The organism is Acidovorax sp. KPB24-03, from assembly GCF_057546605.1.
Map to the genome: position 1 here is coordinate 1 of NZ_BAAJYR010000065.1, position 16,762 is coordinate 16,762.

Here is a 16,762-nt window from a genome sequence, read left to right on the forward strand (position 1 = left end):
CGCCCAACTCCATCCTGTCGTGGGCGCTGGACGAAGGCACCGCCGCTGCCGCCGTGGCACTGGAGCGCACCCTTCCCACCGAGGCAGCTGCGCAGCGCAGCCCCAGCGCCCCTTCGGCCGGCACCGGCCCGGCGGCCCCGACCTACTCGGCCCGCTTTCTCCAGAACAAGAACCAACGATTGCAAGGGAAGTAAAAACGCATGGGCACGCACATCTTCAGCGGCGGCGAGGGCGCGATCACGCAGGTGGCCAACGGCTGGACGTTCGATCCGGCCACGCCCGTCAAGCTCAAGACCAGCGGCAAGCAGGGCACGGCCTGGCACAGCAACAACAGCAAGGCCATCCTCATCCCGCTGGGCACCATCAAGGAACACGGCACCGACATGTCCAACCGCTACGGCGCGATGGACCAGGGCAAGCACGATCCTTCCAGCACCATCGTGGGCTGGTTCACCAACGTCCGTGACCATGTGAACCAGCATGTCACCTACGTCAAATCCGTGGTGCACGAGGCCGGCGAGATGGTCGTCAATGGCGTGACCACCCTCACCAATGCCATCCTGGTCCGGCTCTCGCCCGAGACCCAGAAGATGATCGACAACGCCGGCAAGGTGATGGGTGGCATGGAGGCCCGGCACTTCGGCCAGGCAGCACAGGAGGAGGTGGACGCCATCCTCGAGATGCTCAAGGATCCATCCACCTACGTGGGCCTGGGCGTGTCGATCGCGGCCACGGCCGTGCAGGGCGTTCCCATCGTCGGCCAGATCGCCGGCGGCGCCGTGATGGCCGACCGCGTGGTCGGCACGGGCCAGGCGGCCGTGCAGGCGGCCGAGGAGATCCGTTCCATCACCGAGACCTGGGGCTCGGAGATGACCCCCGAGCAACTGGAGGCCGCCCGCGTGCGCCTGGCCAAGTGGCTGCTGGGCAGCGGCGCGGCCCTGCTGGCCGCGATCGCGGGCAAGCGCTTCAAGCGCAAGACGCAGACCGAGGGCAAGAACGACACGCACCCCACCAAGGAGCACAGCGACAGCCAGCACCCCAATGGCAAGGGACCATGCGAGTCGTGCACCATCGGCGGGCCGGTCATCCTGTCCAGCGGCCAGAAGCTCATGGACGAGACCGACTTCACCCTGCCCGGCCCCATTCCCCTGGTCTGGCGCCGCCGCTACCGATCAGGCCTGGCCGAGGACGGCCCCTGGGGCCGCGGCTGGAGCCACCCGATGGCACAGGAACTGCGGCTTTCCGCCGACGGCATGGTGCTGCTCGACGAAGCGGGCCGCCATGTGCCGTTGCCCCACGTCGCCCTGGGCGGCGAGTGGTTCGACCCGTATGAGAAGTTCACCGTGCGCCACCCGGAAGAGGGCCTGTGGGTCATCGCGCACAAGGGCGGACTGGAGCACCACTACCGCCAGCACGCCCCCGAGCAGTGGCGCCTGCCCCTGGCACGCTTGCAGGATGCGAACGGCAATGCCGTGGCGCTGCACTGGGCGGCGGGCGACACCGATACCGCCACGGGCGAGGTGCTGACCTGGAGCGCGCGGCAGGCCCGCGAGCAGGCCATGGCCGATGGCGGCGTCAGTGCGGCCAGTGCAGGGGTGTTCTCTTCTCCCTTCGCGCTGCCTCGCTTGGTCGGCCTGTCCGATTCGGCGGGGCGGCAGTTGCGGCTGGCCTGGACGCCGCCCACCCCCGATGCCCTGCCCACCGATCCCCTGGGTGGCGCGCGCCTGGCCGCCGTCGAGCTGCTGGCGCCCGGCCAATCCACGCCCCAGGTACTGGCCCGCTATGCCTACGACGCGCAAGGCCAGCTCGTCGCCACGCACCACGGCGACCTGCCCTACCGCCAGTACGCCTGGCGCTCGGGCGTGCTGGTCGGCTACCGCAAGGCCAGCGGCCACCGCTACTTCGCCCAGTACGACGCGGAAGGCCCGCAGGGCCGCGTGCTGCGCTCATGGTGCGCCGATGCGCCCATCCCCGGCCAGGACGACGACCGCTTCACCTATCTGCCGCACGAACGCATCACCCGCCACACCGATGGCCTGGGGCGCGTGACCGCCTACCACTGGGATGCGCGCTTCAACATCGTGGCCACCGTCACTGCCGAGGGCACGCCCGAGGAATTGAGGGAAGAGACGCCGTTCGATGCCACCGGCACGGCCAAAGGGAGCACCGATCCGCTGGGCCGACGCACCACGCTGCGCCATGACGCGCGTGGCAACCTCACGCAGATCACCAACGCCCTGGGGCAGTCCACTGCGCTGCAGTACAACGCGATGGACTTGGTGACGACGCTGCGCGATGCGATGGGCTTCGAGTGGCGGCGTACCTACGACCGCCACGGCAATCTGGTGCAGACGACCGATCCGCTCGGGCAGACCACGGCCTACCAGTACGACGGCCTGGGGCGGCCGGTGGAGGTGATCGATGCCAAGGGCGGCAAGAAGGTGCTGCGCTGGGACGAGGCGGGCAACCTGATTGCCTACACCGACTGCTCGGGCCGCACCACGCGCTTTGCCTACGACGCGTTGGGGCAGCTGGTGCAGCGCACCGATGCGCTGGGGCAGGCAACGCGCTACACCTACGACCGCGCGGGCCGGCTCGTCCATGTGGCCGAGCCCGGCACGGACAGCGCCACCGCCTTGCACCAGAACACCTGGAACGGCGAAGGCCACCTGCTGGCCTATACCGATCCGCTGGGCGCCACGACGCGCTACACCTACGACGGCGTGGGCCGGCCCCTGACCCGCATGGATGCCGCCGGGCGCACCCTGGCCTACCACTACGACCGCGCGGGCCGCCTGATCGCCCTCGATAACGAGAACCGCGCGCAGACCACCTTCCGCTACAACCTGCGCGACCAGCTCACCGACGAGATCGGGTTCGACGGCCGCTGGCAGCGCTACGTGTACAACGCCGCGAGTGAATTGACCCACCTGATCGAGGCGGGCGGCAGCGAGGCCGGGCCGGGCAAGGTGACGCACTTCGAGCGCGACGCGCTGGGCCGGCTGCTGGCCAAGCGCGCCCATGGCGACGAAGGCCCGCCCGAGGAGACCACCTACCGCTACGACGCGCTGGGCCGGCTGACCCAGGCGAACAATGGCGCCGCGCACCTGGCCTTCGCCTACGACCCGGTGGGGCAGCTATTGAGCGAGACACAGACGCTCATCGGCCAGGGTGGCCCCGGTCTGCCGCCACGGATAGGCCGCGCAGCAACGGCCGGCCGTCAGGACCTGCAGCGCAGCTTGCGCCACCAATACGACCCGCTGGGTAACCGCACGCAGACGCTGCTGCCCGATGGGCGCACGCTGAACTGGCTGTTCTACGGCTCCGGCCACCTGCACCAGATCAACATCGCGCAGCCAGGACAGGAGGGCGCGCACGAGGTCATCGCCGACATGGAGCGCGACGCTCTGCACCGCGAAGTCGAGCGCAGCCAGGGGGCCGCATCCAGCCAGTACGAGTACGACCCGGCCGGGCGGCTGATCCACCACCGCGCCGGATATCGCACCAGCGGCAACATCGCTACGCAGCCCGTACTGGAGCGGGCCTACGCCTACGACCTCTCGGGCCAATTGGTGGCCCGGGGCGACACCCTTCGAGGCCGCCAGAACTTCCGCTACGACCCCACGGGCCGCATCCTGGCCGCCCTGCCCGGGGCTGGCAGCCACCAGCCGCGCGAACTGTTCGCGTTCGATCCGGCGGGCAATCTGCTGGATGGCGGCGAGGCGCAGGTCGGGCGGCAACACAGCAGCGAAGCCAGGGCCGGCCTGGGCGTGGTGGGTGATAACCGCCTGCGCTTCTACCAGGACCTGCACTTCGAGTACGACGTGCACGGCAATGTGACGAAGCGCACGCGGGGCAATCAGAAAGCGGGGCACCATGAGGTGGTCCAGCTGCGCTGGAATGCCGATCACCAACTGGTCGAGGCCAGCACCACGCGCCATGGGGTCACGCAAACCACGCGCTATGCCTATGACGCGCTGGGACGGCGCGTGTCCAAGGCAGACTCGTTCGGCGCAACGCACTTCCTGTGGGATGGCGATCTGATGGTGCACAGCCAGCGTGGGGGCAAGGACGCGCTGTTCGTGTACGAGCCCGACAGCTTCGTGCCGTTGGCAAGCATCCAGGGCACCGAAGAAAACCGGCACACCTACTGGTACCAGTGCGACCAGATCGGAGCGCCGCTGGAGTTGACGGATGCCCAAGGGCGCATCGCCTGGGCGGCGGATTACAAGGTGTGGGGAGAGGCCACGCTGCGGACCGTGGCGAGGACAGGAACGGATGGCGGCCTTATCCAGCGTCGAATGGGACATGGGCCGGGAACTGACCACATCGAAAGCGCTAGCAGTCGTTCATCCGCTCCGCCACCCATTGAGCAACCCTTCCGATTTCAGGGGCAGCAGTTCGATGAGGAAATTGGGCTGAACTACAACCGGTTTCGTTATTATGATCCGATCATAGGGCGGTTTGCTAATCAAGATCCAATTGGTTTGAATGGGGGAATTAATCTCTTTCAATATGCCTCAAATCCAAATGCATGGATTGACCCTCTAGGACTTAATCGACTGCCCAAAGCAGGTCGATACCATGGCCCAAAACCTCAATACGAAAACCCTGGACATCATGATCCCTCGTCAGGAAAATTCAGAGGAGGAGGTTCAAAAACATCGACGCTTCCATGCAATCATGCAGCACTGGCCAAACGTTCTGTCCCCGACGCAAAAGGACAACATTGGTATGCAATTGATGACAAAGGAGTAATTCACCGCTTTGGAAATAGTAACGACGGGAAAATGCACTGGAATGGTGATGAATCTCAAGGTCGAGGACTGGAGATTCCTTCTGATGTTGAGAAGCGACTGAGAAAAATGCATAAAGAGGGCAAAGCAGTACCTTCTTGCTAGACAAACAAAATGAACAACGAAATTACATATCCGGTAGAAATTTCTCTTCAAACACAGGAGATATTTTGCAATATTCTCATAAAAATCAACGAACACATTATAGGAAATCCAGATGCGTGGTCAGTCTGCGGCCTTTTGGAAAAAGAAATTCAAATCACAATAGATAGGCTAACCAAAAATAACGGCGTAGTTGTATTAAATGAAAATATAGAGAAAAGCTTCAATAAAATTAATATTAATTATGAAGCACTCGAAAAATTTAGCGCCATACCAATAAATAACGAAATTTTTGATGGTGAATTTGCATTTATTGCAACAACCAATCAAAGAAATCACTTTTTTATTTGGAAAGATTATGAATCAAAAAAAATAATCGGGGAAAAAATAAATTTCACCAGGTACATAGAAGATTTAGAAAAAGTTAAGAAAAAAATATCAGATCAATTATTGAGCTTAAAAGAATAAAGGAAAATTCAGTCATTCGGCAGATTTTGATTTCAACTAATCACCTCAACAGTCTGTTTGCTAAAAACCAGTTGCAACGACCCTCGCCGACACAAACCTGCCACAGCCATTGGCCAAATGCTTTGCACTGTGTGGTTTTTTCGCCATTTGCTATTTATTTAATAGCAACAATGCCAATTATGACTAAGGCATTTAGCACTTTTCATCCTCTTTTTTCTTGATGTACCAATTAACCTTCCATAGCTCCTAAATCCATAAAATTTAAGGATGGCCTAATTGTGCTGACGGCAATCTCAAGGCGGCAGTCCCGTCGCGGCCGAAACCAAATAAGACGTCAGAACAGCGAGGCGTCTTGCCAAAGAGAAAGGACTTTGCAGATGAACTCATCAAATGCAATTGAAATCATTACAAAATGGTATCAAATCAAATGCAACGGCCAATGGGAGCATGAATTTGGGATTGAAATTAAAAACATCGACAATCCAGGATGGTGCATTCAAATAAAAGATGATGATAAAAGAACACCGTTCACCTACGCGACAGAATCTTCAGATCAGAACTGGGTACATATCAAGGCTACAGAATACAGTTTTTCCGCCTATGGCGGCCCCATTAATTTAAATGAAATATTAAGACAGGCAGCCAGATGGCTAACCAAAGAGTAATAATTAATTTTCAAACCATCTGAATTCAAAAAATTAATCACAATTCATTATTTTAATCATTATAAACGCTAGGCAAGAAAATTCGCAATTCGCTGATTAAATAAAACAAACCAATACCCAGTTGCAATCAGGAGTCAACTCGAACTCAACATATTAATTGATGAAGAAAATAGCATTGATATTACCCTTACCAATGCCATCCCACTAGACTGGCCTACCAAAGCTTAGATGTACATCCTTCAGACAAAATATCTGAAGATGGGGTAACGACAGTCTCCAATACTGGATAGCGGGTTACACGTATATACCCTAAACTGTTGTATATCCAATTTCAAGAAGCCCTCAGTCAGAGTAAGAAATAAAATTCCCTCAAAAATAAAGCTGCCGAAAGAAATTTTTCTGGTCCTAGCAAGGATCCAGAGAAAAACGTAAAACCAACATCGCGGCAAACAAAAAAACCCGCTGAATATTTTTCAATTGCTTGCGCATGATGTGTCAGAAACAAGGCGTCGACTAGTTAATTACAGATTCGCCCATAAGTTGGAAAATGCGCAAAGATCGTAGTCAGCGGTACTTACCTGCGCCGCGCCTGAGGCAATGACTTCCGGCGGTTGCATAAAGAAAGGAAACCGCCCCGCTTCTATCGCGCAGTTGCCGCCGCACCAGCCGCGTACTACTCCAGTGCGGCACACACACCAGGAGTCCGAACCATGAAGTCTTCTTCGAAGTACGTCTTTCTCTGCGCATCGCTCACGCTGGCCTGGGCCGCTTCGGCACAGGCTTTGCCTGATTTGGTGGTGCCCAGCGTCGATTCGCCCAACCTCGACGGCGGTGTCATCACGGTGCAGGTCAAGAACCAGGGTGCAGGGCCCTCGGCTGCCTGCTACCTGGCGTTGCGCGTTGTGCCATTCGGCGGCAGCCTCAAGGTGTTCAGCCCAAAGATCCAGGCACTCCAGCCTGGCCAGCAGGTGGCGCTGTCAGTTCAGACCGGGTTCCTGCTGTCGCAAGCCCAATACGAGGCGATTGCGGACCGCTCCAACACGGTCCAGGAGACCAACGAGGCCAACAACCGCAACAAGGGCCAGTTCGGCGGAAAGCCCTGAGGCAAAGGAGTGAGTCTGGCCCGCCGGATGGACGACAGCAGGCCCAGCCGGACTGCATCACGGTGGCAGCCGGCTCCGTGTGCAGTGCGTGCAGGCATCCATTGGCAGTGGTGCCACCCGCGTCGGCGGATGGCACCGCAAGAGGCGCCTGCACAGGTGCTTCACAGCCCAACCATTTCGCATTTGGCTGGAGCAGCTATCGGTGTCATGGTCAAGGCCAGGACTCCGCCCCGCGCCGGTCGGCGTGGCGCGGATCACCCCATCAAGTGAAGTTCAACGACCGAACATTCGCGCTCGTTCTCACATCGTGGCGCACGCCCATCATTCCGTTCACGCCCCTCACGTCGCTGGCCGACTGTTCGTTGGCATTGATCAGGAAGCGCGCCTCCCGGTAGCCGGGGTCTTTGTGGATCGTGTCGATGTCGCGCATCGCTTGTTTGGCACCTTCCTTGTCGCCCAATTTTTCGGACAGTTCGCGGTCCGCTTCCAGCAGGTTGCTGGCATCCACATGGCTGGGGCCCCATTCCCAGTACAGCTGCGAGGTGCCCGTCATATCGCGGTGTTGGCGCAAGTGGCCGGCGAATTCGCCCAGGATTTTCTTTTCGGTCTGCACGGCCTGGTCGCGGTCGGCGCTGTGCCGGGCGGGAAAGAACTTCTTGGCTTTGTCTTCCGCAAAGTTTTCGAGGTCGGCCGCCAGGTTCTGCACGAAGTCCTTGCTGGTGACCAGGGTCTGGGTGGCAAAGCTCGTGGGCAGTTCCTTTTCGTCGTACAGGATGCGGGTCGTGGTGCGCGTTTCGCCGTCCCTGAAGAAATCGGTGGACATCGATCCGATATTGGCAACCGCCAGCGATGTCATGCTGGTCACGGCGTCGGCCGCGACTTCGCCCGGGGCGGGTGTCGGGGCGGTGGCGCCTTCGATCAATCCGCTCAATGCGGCCAGAGCCCCGGTGGCGCTGGCTTTGAACGCTTTCGATTCGGACTCACGGATGACCTTGAGCGTGCCGGAGGTGTCTTTGTATTCGAGCGTCCCCAGGCGCGTTTCGCCGGCCACGCCGGCTTGCGGCAGCCCCACCCGCAGGCTGCCGATGGTGGCACCCGCGCCGGCCGACGAGCTTCCCGTAAAGCGATGGTCTTTCTGCCGGACCTCGAAGGCACCGATGGAAATGGCATCGCCGAACTCCTGGTAGGCGCGCTTGACGAGAGAGGTTTTGTCTTCCGGGTTGCCGGGCTCGTGGTAGGGCCCCGCCTTGTCAGGCACACCGATCAGCAATTTGATGAGCCGCGCTTTTTGCTGGGCCAGGTCTCGGTCGCCGCCCACGCCGCCCGTCTTGTGGCGCGGAAATCCGAACACGGCGCCTTCTTGCTCCAGCAGCTCGAAGCTGTGGCCCACGTCACCGCCGATGGAGGCCGAAAAAGAGGCGGCCTCTTCCTGGCCGAGACGGAAGCCGAACGAGGCACCCGCCCCTTCCTGATTGCGGCGGACGGTCGATACGCTCATGCGCAATGAACTGCGGTCCGTGGACACGCCGGACTCGAAGGAAACGATGCGCGTGCGCCCGCCCCCTAAGTCCGCGCGAACCGACATGGTCGCGCCGGACAGGACGCCCGAGATGACTTCGCTCACGTTGCGGGTGGTGCCCTGCGTGTTGCCGGCATTGGCCAGCGAAAAGCCCGAGCCCAGTTCTTCGCCACGGATCATGGAGGCGAGGATTTCTGCGGTTTCAGCGCGGTTTTTGCCTTTGATGGGCGTATTGGCCGGAACGCGGACGTCTTTGTTCACCAGCCGGTCGAACGCGGTCGAGAACGACTTCCAGTCCGGCTGTCCGTCCTCGCGGTTGAAAGTCCGCATTTCCTGCACCGACTTGGCGTCGGTGGGGCCTCCTGCATCGCCGGCCCAGGCGAGCAGCCGGGCGGGCGTCAGCGGAACGTTCTGCTCGGCCAGGGCTGCCGTCAGCAGTTCCTGCACCTGATCGGCGACCGCCACCTCCTGCGAAGCAGACTCGGGCAACTGGATGGCGGCGAGCACGGCCGTGCGCACCTGCGCAATCGCGCTCTCGGAAAGATTGTCGCCCCGCGCAAGGCGCGGCAGCAGCAGCGCTTCCGTCTTGGCACGCTGAAGGATCTCAGATCGCACCATGTTGCGCAGCAGCGTGCCACCGGCGCCAGCGTCGTCCAGCAGCGCCTGGCCATCCACCGCGTTTTGCGCGGTGGGCAAGCCCGCGTCTCCCGCACCGCCGCGGGCTTTAAGGGTGGACTCCAGCACGTCCACCATGTCTTTCATGGCGCGGCCTTCGTGAATGCCGCCGATGTGCGACAGCTCGAATCCCATGTTCTGGCCGCGCGAGGACACGATGGCGTCGTACCCGTAGAACGGGCTTTTGCCGTGGTGCAGCGTGCCGTAGCGCAGCGTGTCTGCAATGCGCTGAAAGCCGGTGCGCGATGCCATGGCACGGTTCAAATGCATGCCCATGGTTTTGGAGGCCCGGGATTCGACCTTCTGGAATTCGCTCTTGGTGCCGTCGGGATTGCGGGGCTTGTCGGTCAACATACCACCACGGACCATCTGCACCGCGTGACGGCATCCATGGACTTCCTGGATGGCGGGGTCGAGTTCGTCGCGCACGGCCAGCAGCGCTTTTTCGGCCAGAGTGAGCGAGGAGCCATTGGCAATCGGGGCACCCGCGCGGCCTGGCCAGCCATTCGGCGTGGCCCGAACGGCGTCGCCCAGCTTGCCGTGGGCAAACATGCTGCTCGGGTCCAAGGCCGGTGCGTTTCTGCCAGCGGCGCGTGCCACCTCGGCCGCAGCGCGCAGGTAAGCGAGCATCGGGCCGCGTTGCGCATCCGTCAGGGCGGGTGCGCCCTCGGCGGCGCCATCGGGCCTGGCGGTGACCTTGATCAGCAAGTCCATCCCCTTGCCACCTTTGAGGCCTTCGATTTTCGCCGCGAAGTTCCAGGCCAGTTGCACATCGGCCGTGATTTCCTCGGCGGGGCGCGGCGTGAGCAGGTCGTCCACCAGCCGGACCTGGGGCAACGCTTGCAGAATGCGTTGGGCCTGCGCCGGGTCTTTCTCGTTGTGGAGAGCCAGCGCCTTGATCAAGACGTTGGTCTCTTCTGGCGACATTCCGGCGGCCTCTTTCAACTGCATGACGCTTGCCAGCAAGGCCGCTTTCTGGTCCGGCGGACCGTTGAATTGGCTCGTGATGATCCCATTGATCGTCGATTCCTTTTTCAGCCTCTGAAGCGCAGCGCCTTCCTGGGGCATCGTGCGGCCCACGCGCGGGGCGGCATTCTCCAGTGTCTTGGGCACCTTGGGCGGCTCGACGCCGTCCTGCCCGAGGAAGCTGCCCATCTTGGGCTTGGCCGACGACACCTTGCTCTGGAAAGGGTTCCAGACAGGCGATACCGTCGTGCTGGAGAAGCCGAAGCCGTGCTTGAACGCACCTTCCTTGAGGCCCTCGGTGACCTTCTTGAGCTTGGACAGCCCACTCTGGCGCCGCATGTCCTGGTCCGGCGTGGCTTGGACGACAGGCTCTTCGTTGGCGGAAGCCACGACGGAGTTCTGGCCGTCATGCACGCTGTTGCCGTCACCACCGCCACCGCCACCAGTGCCTCCTCCAGGCGGCACCACCGTACCCATGGTCGGATCGACAAACTGAAAGGATGAATCCTCATCGACGACTTCGATTTCATCATCGCCGCTGGTGAAAATGCGTTTGGGGTCGGTCTCGACCTTCGAATCAGGTCCCCCTCCGTCAGAGGATTTTTTTGTTTCCGTCTCTTCCTTGCCAAGCCCGTCGGAGAGGACATCGTTCTCTGCACCCGCCTTTTTTGGCAGGGGCTGCTTGCCCTTTGGATCGGTTTTTGAGCCTCCCGACGTTGTCGCGTCTCCCTGAAGATCCGATGCGCCCTTCGTGGGGTCTGAGGCTTCGTTTTCTTTCAATGCAAAAAGCTCTACCAACGAAGGGTTGCGATTCCTGCCGGAGCTGGAGGCCCCCCCGCTGAACCCACTTTCGCCGGCATTGCGAGAGGATTTGGGGATTGGTGGTGCCTCCGATTTTGCGGAAGGTTTCGGCGTTGGCGATGCCTCTGTCTTCGACGACTTGATGCCTACCGCCTTTTTCAGATTGCTGGCGATCTTCGCCTTGATCGATTTATGCTTTTTTTCCTGGCCCGGCAGTCTTGCATCGTTGGGTTCTCCCGATGCGTTGCTCCCCGACTGGCTTTCCCTGCGCGACAACGGCATTCCACCGGAGTCCAGGCGCTTGCTGGATCTGCGAGGCTCTCGGGTCTCCTGGGGTTCTCGCGGGTGTTGGCCCGCATCAACGTCCGAGGGCCGCACGCCGCATAAGTTGGGAAATCGCATCGCATCGCTCCAAAAAAATCGTTGGCAGGGTGGTGCGTGCACGGCACCCACCACCCTCGGCCGTTTCCTACAAAACCATCAAACGGTGGCCGCTGCGGCCTTCAGGTCCTTCAGCGTCTGGGCCGTGACGGGGTCGCCACCGTTGTTGGTGACGCGGGTTTCTATGAAGTCCTTGGTCAGGACGTTCTTCTCGAAGTCGCGCACCTGCTTGCGCGATGCCACGAACACGCGGTCGTAGGTGCCGTTGAGCACGTCTGCTTGGCTTTAGCGCTCATGCCCTGGAACAGGCCTTCGTCGTACATCTTCTTGGTGGCTTCCCAGGTGCCGGTTTCCTTGGGCGCCAGCGTGTCGGAGCCGAAGCAGATGCGCTCGCTGTGCTTCTCGATGAAGCCGCGCCAGGCGGTGAGCGACTGGTCGTCCTTGCCGATCTGCTTGGCCACTTCGCTCCACGAGATGTCCAGGTTCAGGTTGGGGCAGTCCGCCAGCAGCTTCTCCAGCGCGTCCAGATGGCCCTCGCCCTGCTGCACGAAACGGCCCAGGCCGCCGCCGTGCGCCCAGACGATCTTGGTGTCCTGCACCCGCGGATCGCTGAACATCTTGCGCAGGCCTTCCAGGTTGGCCGGCGGGCGCGGTTCGGAGGCCTTGCCCTTGCCCTTGCTGTTGAACTCCTCGATCTGATCGTGCAGGTTGTCGATGTCGCAGTGCAGCACCACGGGCGTGCCGATGACCCCGGCCACTTCCATCAGCTTCGTGAGCGGCTCCATGCGCGGAGTCTGGGTGCTGGCCTGCAACCGGCCACCCGCGAACATGTCCTCCACCAGTTCCTTGTGAACCGTGATTTCACCGATGCCGGTGAAGGTGCCCTTGGTCTTGTACAGCTCGTGCAGCAGGCGGTCGCTCACGCGCGGGTCGCCCAGGTGCAGGCCGGTGATCATGGGGTCCAGGCGGCTGCGCTGCGCCTCGCTCATGCCGGAATTCTTGATGGCCGTGGCCAGATCGGTGTTGACGGCCGTGTCCACGTACAGGATGGACGCATCGACGATCTCCTTGATCAGGCCCGGGTCCTTGCGGAAGTCGTCGATGTCCAGCTTGGGACGGCTGGCCAGTTCTTCGCTCGTGCGGCCGGCGAGCACGCGGTCTTCGATCTTCTTGGGCACGTAATAGAACTCGAGCGGGCCGCAATGGTGCGCGTGTTCGCCGCCGCCGATCTGTTCGGAGATTTCGTGGGGGTTGAGGGCCGTGGTCGCGCCATCGTCACCCGGCAGCTTGGCTTGCAGCAGCGAGGTGGGAATGGGCATCAACGTGGTGTTGCGCACGCCGATGTCATCCATCATCTTCAGCAACTGCTCGGGGTTCAAGCCGCGCTGCACGTAGTTGGTGGGGTGCATGTGGCTATCGCTGTGCGCATCCAGCCCGCTCGACATGACGAAGCCCGGCACATCGAAGTGGTTGCCGTCCATGAGCGCCTCACCCGTCTTCGCGCTGTGAATGACCGCGCTGGAGTGCCGCTTGGCCACCAGCGCGTCGGGGCGCACGCTGCCATCGCCGAAGCGCTTCGGCTGGGTGACCACCATGCTGCTGCTGCGGGGAGGCACGGACGCTGACTTGCCCGAGCCGGTGAAGACGGAACGCAAGCCATCCAGCACGGAACTGCCGCTGAACTTGGACGACTTTTGCGTGGACGAACCCGCACCATCGTTTTTGGATTCGGACGGCTTGAGCAGCGGCGTGGTCACGGAAGCGGAAGACGAAGGCGATTTGACAGTGGTCATATAGATCTTTCAGTGGTTAATAAATAATCTGTTGGACTTATTAATTCTTAACCTCTGCTGCTTTTGCCTTGCCCAGCACCCGAAAGAAGCGACGGCGATGCGAACATTTGCCTTGCCAGGCGGAACTCCTGACGCATTAATCGTATATATGCCAGACCAAAGAAAATGCCGCTATCTGGCCGACCAGATAACGGCATTTTTAGCATCTCTCAATATGCGAGGCCATTCGAAAATGGCGAGAGAAAAGGCACTTAGCGAAGAAATTCCAAGCTACTTGTCCGCTTCGAATTCATCATTTTCGGACACCATCGGGATATAGGCGCGCACCCATTCCTTATCGTTCGACACGATTTTCCAGCTGTGGCCTTCGCCCTGGGTGTCCTCGGCCAGCAAGACCGTGCCGGGGGCCAGGCGGAAGGTGGAGCCATCGCTCACGCGAAACTCCAGCGCGCCCTGCAGCGGCACCACGTATTGCCGGCGGGGCGCCGGCTGGGTGTTTTGCTCCCACGGCTCCACCGAGTTGCTCAGCCAGAACTGCTGGGTGGGGATCTTGTGCAACGCCGGCACCGTGCCGCGCACGAAAGCGGCGTGGTGGTCCGGGGTGGAGTACAGCTTGATGGCGGGAATGCGCGCCGCCTCCTCGCCCGCCCAAGCGCCGGCACCGGTGACGGCGCCTGCCATCACCGCCATGGCCAGGGCCTTGCGGGCGGCCGGCATGCATCGTTTCATCAGAGGTCTCATAAAACCTGTTTCATCCTTGTTCGTTCGAAAAAACCAACGGCACGCGCCCCCGCTTTGCGTGGCAAGTGCTGCGGGTGCGCAGCCACGAAAAAGGGCCGGTCCCGCGCAGCGGTGTGCACGCGGGGCCCGGCCCTGGCCGCCCACGGCCCGAAGGCCATGGGGGAAAGGTTTACTGCTTGACGGCTTCGATCTGCGCCACGATGCGCACGTTCTTGGGGAAGCCGTACTGCACGCCGTAATCGGCGCCGAACTGGGTGCGGTCGATGGTGGTTTCGAAGTCGCCGCCGCACACTTCACGCTTGAGCATGGGGCTTTGGTAGCAGGCGAACTGGTTGGCCTTGAAGGTCACGGGCTGGGTCTTGCCCTTGATGGTCAGGTCGCCGGCCACGGACACCAGCTTGTCGCCGTCGAACGTGAACTTGTCGCCCACGAACTTGGCCGTGGGGTACTTGGCGGCGTCGAAGATGTCGGCGCCTTGCAGGTGCTTGTCGAACGGTGCCACGCCCGTGTTGATCGAGGTGATGTCGATCGTCAGTTCCACCTTGCCGGTCTTGGCGGCCTTGTCCAGCTGCACGGTGCCTTCCTTCTTGTCGAAGCGGCCGCGGTTCACGCTGGCGCCGAAGTGGCTGATCTCGAACGTGGCGAAGGTGTGGGTCGGGTCCACGGCATACGTGGCGGTCTGGGCCTGCACGGCGCCGGCGGCCAGGGTTGCAGCCACGGCGGCGAGGGCGAAGAGGGATTTGCGCATGTCGATATCTCCGGGTTGAAAAAACAGAAACGGGAACAAGAAACCAGAAACGGGGTTCAGCGGGCGAACGCCGATGCTCAGAGCTTGCCCACGCCGGTCAGCGCGAGCTTGAACTTGACCTGCACGTCGTCGGCCACCATGGACGTATCGGCCCACTCGTTCTCGCCGATCTTGAAGGCCAGGCGCTTGATGGCGAAGGCACCGGTGGCCGTGGTGGTCGCGCCGCTCTGGGCCAGCGTGACGGGCACGGTGACGTCCTGCGTGGCGCCCTTGATGCTGAGCTTGCCGGCCACTTCGTATTTACCAGCGCCCACGGCCTTGATGGCGGTGGACTGGAACGTGGCCTGCGGGAACTTGGGCACGTTGAACCACGTGGCCTTGGGCAGTTCGGCGTCGGACTCCTTGACGCCCAGGGTGGCGCTGCCGGTATCGACGGTGAAGGCGATCTTGCTGGTGGCCAGCTTGGCCGGATCGAACGCGACCTGGGCATCAAACTTTTTGAACTTGCCTTCCACCGGCACGCCCATCTGCTTGCTCACGAAGGTGATCTCGCTTTGCTCGGGCACGAGCTTTTGCTGGGCCAATGCCGGTGCGGCCGCCAGCAGCGTGGTGGATGCCAGCGCGAGGCCAGCCAGCGTCATCGAATATTTCATGGACAGGACTCCGTCAGTCAACAACAAACCAAACATTCAGGAAGAACCGGCCGCGAGACCGGAAACCCCGGCGCCTGCACGGCCAGCGAAACGATCGATCAGCCCCGGCCCGGCAGCATGCGCGACAGCAGCCCGTCGCGGTCGATGACTTGGTGCTTGACCACGGCCGCCACGTGCAGCACGACCAGCGCCGCCAGGGCATAGGCGGTGATTTCATGCCAGGGCTTGATGGCCTCGGCCAGCTCGGGGCTCACGGGCACAAAGCTGGGCAGCGGCAGCACGCCCAGGAACACGATGGGAAAGCCGGCCGCCGAACTGTAGGCCCAGCCGACCAGCGGCACGATGAAAAAGAGCGCGTACATCAGGTGGTGCGTACCGTGGTGCGCGATGTGCTGCCAGCGGGGCATGGCCGCCTGCACGGCCGGCGGCAGCGCGGGGGGGCGGTGCGTGAGGCGCCAGATCAGCCGCAGGGTGGACAGCGCCAGGATCGTCACGCCGGCCCACTTGTGCCAGTTGTAGAGCTTCAGGCGCTGGGGCGAGAAAGGCAGGCCCGTCATGTACCACCCCACCGCGAAGATGCCGATGAGCGCCAGACCGAGGATCCAGTGCAGGGCGATGGCCGTGGCACCGTAGCGGAACGATCGTGGCAGAGGAGGTGTCATGGAGGGTGGTCTGGGTTTCGTGGGGTGGAATGCTGCGATGCAACACTCAGGCATGGCGCAGTGTAGATAGCCTTTTGTGCGCCAAGTTTCAATGGAATTGACGCAATGGTTCAAAAAATGTGAATGCTCAACCCACCTGGGCGACAGCGATGAAGGCGCCTGCAGGGAGCGGCGAGCACAGCAAGGGCTTGCAGCCCAGCCCGAAGACTACCCGCCCCATCGGGATCGGCCAAGCCCTCGACGAGGGGCCTGCGTGAAGGCCCTGGCCTGCTTGCCTTGGTCGGGCAAGCGGAAAACAGCGAGAAACGCGAACGCAGCGCGGATCCCTCGGCAAAAAATGGCCGCCGGCGCCGGGGCCTCCAGCGCGGGCAGCGATCCAAGCACGGGCCTTCCGGCGACGGATCGCGGGAAGGCCGTGTCGGGTGTCTGGCCCCAAGGCCACTCCCAGTCTGTCAGCGCCCCCGGTCTTCAGTCCTGGATGCGCGCGATGGCCGTGCCGGCCGCGTGGTAGCTGCCGGCCGCCGCGCTCAGCGCGATCGTGCCCGCGCGGTGCGCGGTGACCTGCATTTCCATCTTCATGGCTTCCATCACGGCGATCACGTCGCCCTTGGCCACGGTGTCGCCTTCGGCCACTTTCCAGGTCTGCAGCGTGCCGGCGATGGGGGCGCCGACGGCGGTGGGGTCCTGTT

The 16,762-nt window shown here is 61.7% G+C and carries 12 protein-coding genes and 1 pseudogene; 5 read left to right on the plus strand and 8 right to left on the minus strand.

The genetic code is table 11. The features are described from left to right. From AC27KI_RS10205 to AC27KI_RS10225, 5 genes and pseudogenes are all read left to right on the plus strand, one after another. A pseudogene (locus AC27KI_RS10205) lies at nt 1-194 on the plus strand (hypothetical protein); the annotation flags it as partial. 6 nt (nt 195-200) lie between these two features. After that, nucleotides 201-4,901, plus strand: a complete 4,701-nt coding sequence (locus AC27KI_RS10210) for an RHS repeat-associated core domain-containing protein (protein WP_487113695.1) — start codon at nt 201-203, stop codon at nt 4,899-4,901. Between the two features lie 9 nt (nt 4,902-4,910). Then, nucleotides 4,911-5,366: a hypothetical protein gene (locus AC27KI_RS10215; protein ID WP_487113697.1), complete on the plus strand. Its 456-nt coding sequence runs from the start codon at nt 4,911-4,913 to the stop codon at nt 5,364-5,366. Nucleotides 5,367-5,743: 377 nt separating this feature from the next. After that, on the plus strand, nt 5,744-6,031 hold the full coding sequence (locus AC27KI_RS10220; protein WP_487113699.1) for an Imm53 family immunity protein: 288 nt from the start codon (nt 5,744-5,746) through the stop codon (nt 6,029-6,031). 710 nt (nt 6,032-6,741) lie between these two features. After that, a complete protein-coding gene (locus tag AC27KI_RS10225) occupies nt 6,742-7,134 on the plus strand; it encodes a CARDB domain-containing protein (protein ID WP_487113701.1) in 393 nt (130 codons plus the stop codon). Between the two features lie 262 nt (nt 7,135-7,396). Here AC27KI_RS10225 and AC27KI_RS10230 read toward each other — a convergent pair whose 3' ends face one another. From AC27KI_RS10230 to AC27KI_RS10265, 8 genes are all read right to left on the minus strand, one after another. Next, entirely contained in the window at nt 7,397-11,377 is a 3,981-nt protein-coding gene (locus tag AC27KI_RS10230) for a hypothetical protein (protein ID WP_487113703.1), read from the minus strand. Nucleotides 11,378-11,575: 198 nt separating this feature from the next. Next, nucleotides 11,576-11,719, minus strand: coding sequence for a hypothetical protein (locus AC27KI_RS10235; protein WP_487113705.1), 144 nt, complete (start codon nt 11,717-11,719; stop codon nt 11,576-11,578). After that, nucleotides 11,674-13,269, minus strand: coding sequence for an amidohydrolase family protein (locus AC27KI_RS10240; RefSeq protein WP_487113707.1), 1,596 nt, complete (start codon nt 13,267-13,269; stop codon nt 11,674-11,676). The genes AC27KI_RS10235 and AC27KI_RS10240 overlap by 46 nt, the downstream gene beginning before the upstream one ends. A gap of 270 nt (nt 13,270-13,539) precedes the next feature. Then, on the minus strand, nt 13,540-13,998 hold the full coding sequence (locus AC27KI_RS10245) for a cupin domain-containing protein (RefSeq protein WP_487113709.1): 459 nt from the start codon (nt 13,996-13,998) through the stop codon (nt 13,540-13,542). Nucleotides 13,999-14,179: 181 nt separating this feature from the next. Beyond that, a complete protein-coding gene (locus AC27KI_RS10250) occupies nt 14,180-14,758 on the minus strand; it encodes a YceI family protein (RefSeq protein ID WP_272548770.1) in 579 nt (192 codons plus the stop codon). A gap of 77 nt (nt 14,759-14,835) precedes the next feature. After that, on the minus strand, nt 14,836-15,411 hold the full coding sequence (locus tag AC27KI_RS10255; protein ID WP_487089615.1) for a YceI family protein: 576 nt from the start codon (nt 15,409-15,411) through the stop codon (nt 14,836-14,838). A gap of 98 nt (nt 15,412-15,509) precedes the next feature. Beyond that, complete coding sequence (locus tag AC27KI_RS10260; RefSeq protein ID WP_487089614.1) at nt 15,510-16,073, minus strand: cytochrome b; 564 nt, start codon at nt 16,071-16,073, stop codon at nt 15,510-15,512. 468 nt (nt 16,074-16,541) lie between these two features. After that, nucleotides 16,542-16,762, minus strand: a 221-nt coding sequence (locus AC27KI_RS10265) for an acyl-CoA carboxylase biotin carboxyl carrier protein subunit (RefSeq protein WP_487113711.1), incomplete at its 5' end; no start/stop codon positions are given.

What these genes read in the sequence shown, in the direction of transcription:
- AC27KI_RS10210 (WP_487113695.1), top strand. Translation starts at nt 201, where the DNA reads ATGGGCACGCACATCTTCAGCGGCGGCGAGGGCGCGATCACGCAGGTG.
- AC27KI_RS10215 (WP_487113697.1), top strand. Translation starts at nt 4,911, where the DNA reads ATGAACAACGAAATTACATATCCGGTAGAAATTTCTCTTCAAACACAG.
- AC27KI_RS10220 (WP_487113699.1), top strand. Translation starts at nt 5,744, where the DNA reads ATGAACTCATCAAATGCAATTGAAATCATTACAAAATGGTATCAAATC.
- AC27KI_RS10225 (WP_487113701.1), top strand. Translation starts at nt 6,742, where the DNA reads ATGAAGTCTTCTTCGAAGTACGTCTTTCTCTGCGCATCGCTCACGCTG.
- AC27KI_RS10230 (WP_487113703.1), bottom strand. Translation starts at nt 11,377, where the DNA reads ATGCCGTTGTCGCGCAGGGAAAGCCAGTCGGGGAGCAACGCATCGGGA.
- AC27KI_RS10240 (WP_487113707.1), bottom strand. Translation starts at nt 13,269, where the DNA reads ATGACCACTGTCAAATCGCCTTCGTCTTCCGCTTCCGTGACCACGCCG.
- AC27KI_RS10245 (WP_487113709.1), bottom strand. Translation starts at nt 13,998, where the DNA reads ATGAAACGATGCATGCCGGCCGCCCGCAAGGCCCTGGCCATGGCGGTG.
- AC27KI_RS10250 (WP_272548770.1), bottom strand. Translation starts at nt 14,758, where the DNA reads ATGCGCAAATCCCTCTTCGCCCTCGCCGCCGTGGCTGCAACCCTGGCC.
- AC27KI_RS10255 (WP_487089615.1), bottom strand. Translation starts at nt 15,411, where the DNA reads ATGAAATATTCGATGACGCTGGCTGGCCTCGCGCTGGCATCCACCACG.
- AC27KI_RS10260 (WP_487089614.1), bottom strand. Translation starts at nt 16,073, where the DNA reads ATGACACCTCCTCTGCCACGATCGTTCCGCTACGGTGCCACGGCCATC.